2 protein-coding genes and 1 pseudogene are annotated in these 2783 nt (G+C 56.9%); all 3 read left to right on the forward strand.

The genetic code is table 11. The annotated features are described in order from the left end of the window. A pseudogene (locus tag AC6T8Q_RS04335) lies at positions 1-200 on the forward strand (tyrosine-type recombinase/integrase); the annotation flags it as partial. 105 nt (positions 201-305) lie between these two features. Beyond that, positions 306-500 carry a helix-turn-helix domain-containing protein gene (locus tag AC6T8Q_RS04340; protein ID WP_500677914.1) on the forward strand — a complete coding sequence of 65 codons (195 nt, stop codon included), beginning with the start codon at positions 306-308 and terminating at the stop codon, positions 498-500. Between the two features lie 58 nt (positions 501-558). Further along, a partial coding sequence (locus tag AC6T8Q_RS04345; protein ID WP_500677915.1) for a DEAD/DEAH box helicase occupies positions 559-2783 on the forward strand: 2225 nt, incomplete at its 3' end.

The following is a 2783-nucleotide window of genomic DNA, read 5'->3' on the forward strand; positions in this document are numbered from 1 at the left end:
GCGCCCTTGCAGCCGGTCTTCCAGGATCGACGTGCTGCCACACATTCCGCGCAACCGGAATAACGGCCTACTTGGAGAATGGCGGGACCATCGAGAAAGCCCAGCAAATCGCCGCGCACGAATCACCAAGGACGACGAAGCTTTACGACCGAACCGACGACGAAATTACTCTGGACGAAATCGAACGTATCGCGATCTAGCTCTGGCGATATATTTTCCGCCACGTTTCCTCGCGTGATTGCCGCGACATGGAGCTTTTGGTAAGGTTTATTCGTATCAACGTGGAATCAGGTGAGGATTGGAAAATGATGCGTCGGGAGGGCTTTCTCCAGGTCAAGGAAGCGGCCGCACTTCTCGACGTTTCTCCGAATACCGTTCGTGCTTGGGGAGCCTCGGGAAAGATTCCAGAGTATCGTCATCCCGTGAACCGCTATCGGCTCTACAAGAAAATCGATCTCGATCGAATTCTCCGGAAGCTAGAACGCCGGATCATGCAGTGAAATCGCTTTCCACAACAACATCGGCTGCCAACTCACTGCACCGCAACAGGAGGCCATTATGCAACTTGCCCAGTTGAGACCGGGCCTCGCAGTCGTCGGTCTTGAACCTGAACTGGTCGCCACCGTCATGGCGGTCGTTCCGATTGCTCAAGACTCAGTACAAGTAATTTATCGCCTACCCGATGGCGGCATCAAAGAGCGCCTACTTCACACGGCTGATGAAGCAAATATCTCCGTGCCCGCCACCGCCCACCCTTGGGCCTTCGACGGAGACGGCGCCGCCTTCAAACTCGCCTGTGAAGCCAAGCGGCTCGATCTCGCATTCTTGTTCGACCCGATGATGGCCGTTCACACTTCGAACGTCGATCCTTTGCCGCACCAGATCACTGCCGTTTACGAGTCCATGTTGCCGCGCCAGCCGCTGCGTTTTGTCCTGGCCGACGATCCTGGCGCGGGCAAGACGATCATGGCGGGCCTTTACATTCGCGAACTGGTCATGCGGGCGGACGCCCGGCGCGTTCTGATCGTTGCGCCCGGCAGCTTGGTGGAACAATGGCGGGATGAACTCTTCGAGAAGTTCGGCCTCGAATTTCGCATCTTCTCATCCGCTCTGGAGGAAGCCTCCCCCAGCGGAAACCCGTTCGAAGACCACCATCAAATCATCGTCCGCCTCGACCAGATGTCCCGCAATGAGGAACTTCAGGCGAAGCTCTGTGCGGCAGGATGGGATCTTGTCGTCTTCGACGAAGCCCATAAGCTCGCCGCCCACTTCTTCGGTTCGAAGCTGGAAAAGACTGGCCGCTTCCGTTTCGCCGAGGCTCTCGGCAAAGATACCCGGCACTTGTTGCTCATGACAGCCACGCCGCACAACGGCAAAGAAGAGGATTTTCAACTTTTCCTGTCATTGCTCGACTCGGATCGCTTCTACGGCAAATTTCGGGACGGCGTACACAAGGTCGATGTCAGCGACCTCATGCGTCGGATGGTAAAGGAGGAACTCGTCAAATTCGACGGAACTCCTCTATTCCCGGAACGCAAGGCGTATACGGTCAATTACAAACTCTCAAATGCCGAGGCCACACTTTACGAAGCCGTAACGAACTATGTCCAAACGGAAATGGGCAAAGCCGATCAACTCGGCGGTTCGCGAAAGGGCTCTGTCGGATTCGCTCTCACCACTCTGCAACGCCGTCTTGCATCCAGTCCCGAGGCCATTTACCAATCACTTCGTCGCCGAAAGGAAAGGCTTGCTGAACGCCTCCGCGCTGAAAAGCTTGGCGACCGGGGCAAACAGCTTCTCGCCGAAACCGTGGATTACGTTCCCGATGACGATGACGACCTGAACGCGGACGAGCAGGAGAACCTGGAAGAGAAGCTCGTCGATCAGGCGACGGCCGCGAAGACTATCGCCGAACTCGAAGCGGAGATCGTCATCCTCAAAGACCTCGAAGCCCAAGCCAAGGCCGTCGTGGCTTCTGGTCTGGACCGCAAATGGGATGAACTCTCGAAGCTCCTCCAAAACAATCCACAGATGCAAGACGAGGGTGGACGGCAACGCAAGATCATTATCTTCTCCGAGCACCGCGACACACTCAACTACCTGCACGCCAAAATCGCGGGCGTGCTCGGTTCCGCCCAAAGCATCATCACGATCCACGGCGGCACGCATCGCGACGAGCGAAAAAAGTTCCAGGCTCTCTTCCGCTCTGATCCCGATACCCGCGTCCTTATCGCCACCGACGCCGCTGGCGAAGGCGTGAACCTTCAATGCGCCCACTTGATGGTGAACTACGACCTCCCTTGGAATCCCAACCGCCTGGAACAACGCTTCGGACGTATCCACCGTATCGGCCAGACGGAGGTTTGCCATCTCTGGAGCCTTGTCGCCAAGGAAACTCGCGAAGGGGATGTCTGGCACCGACTTCTCGAAAAACTCGCCACCGAATGCGAGGCCCTGAAAGGAAAGGTCTTCAACATCCTCGGCGACGTATTCGAGGAGAAAAGCCTCAAGGAACTGCTGATCGAGGCAATCCGCTACGGGGATCGCCCAGAAGTAAGAGCGAAGCTATCTCAGCGCATTGACCATGCCTTCGACCACAACCACCTCAAAGCCCTGCTCGACCGCACGGCTCTGGCCCAAGACACGATGTCGGCGGATCGGCTCTTCAAGGTGAAGGAAGAAATGGAACGCGCCGAAGCCCGGCGGCTCCAGCCTTTCTTCGTTCGCTCCTTCTTCCTCAAAGCCTTCGACCCGCTTGGCGGAACGATTCATCGTCGCGAAGC

It is taken from the genome of Bythopirellula sp., assembly GCF_041737835.1.
Lineage (GTDB): Bacteria > Planctomycetota > Planctomycetia > Pirellulales > Lacipirellulaceae > Bythopirellula.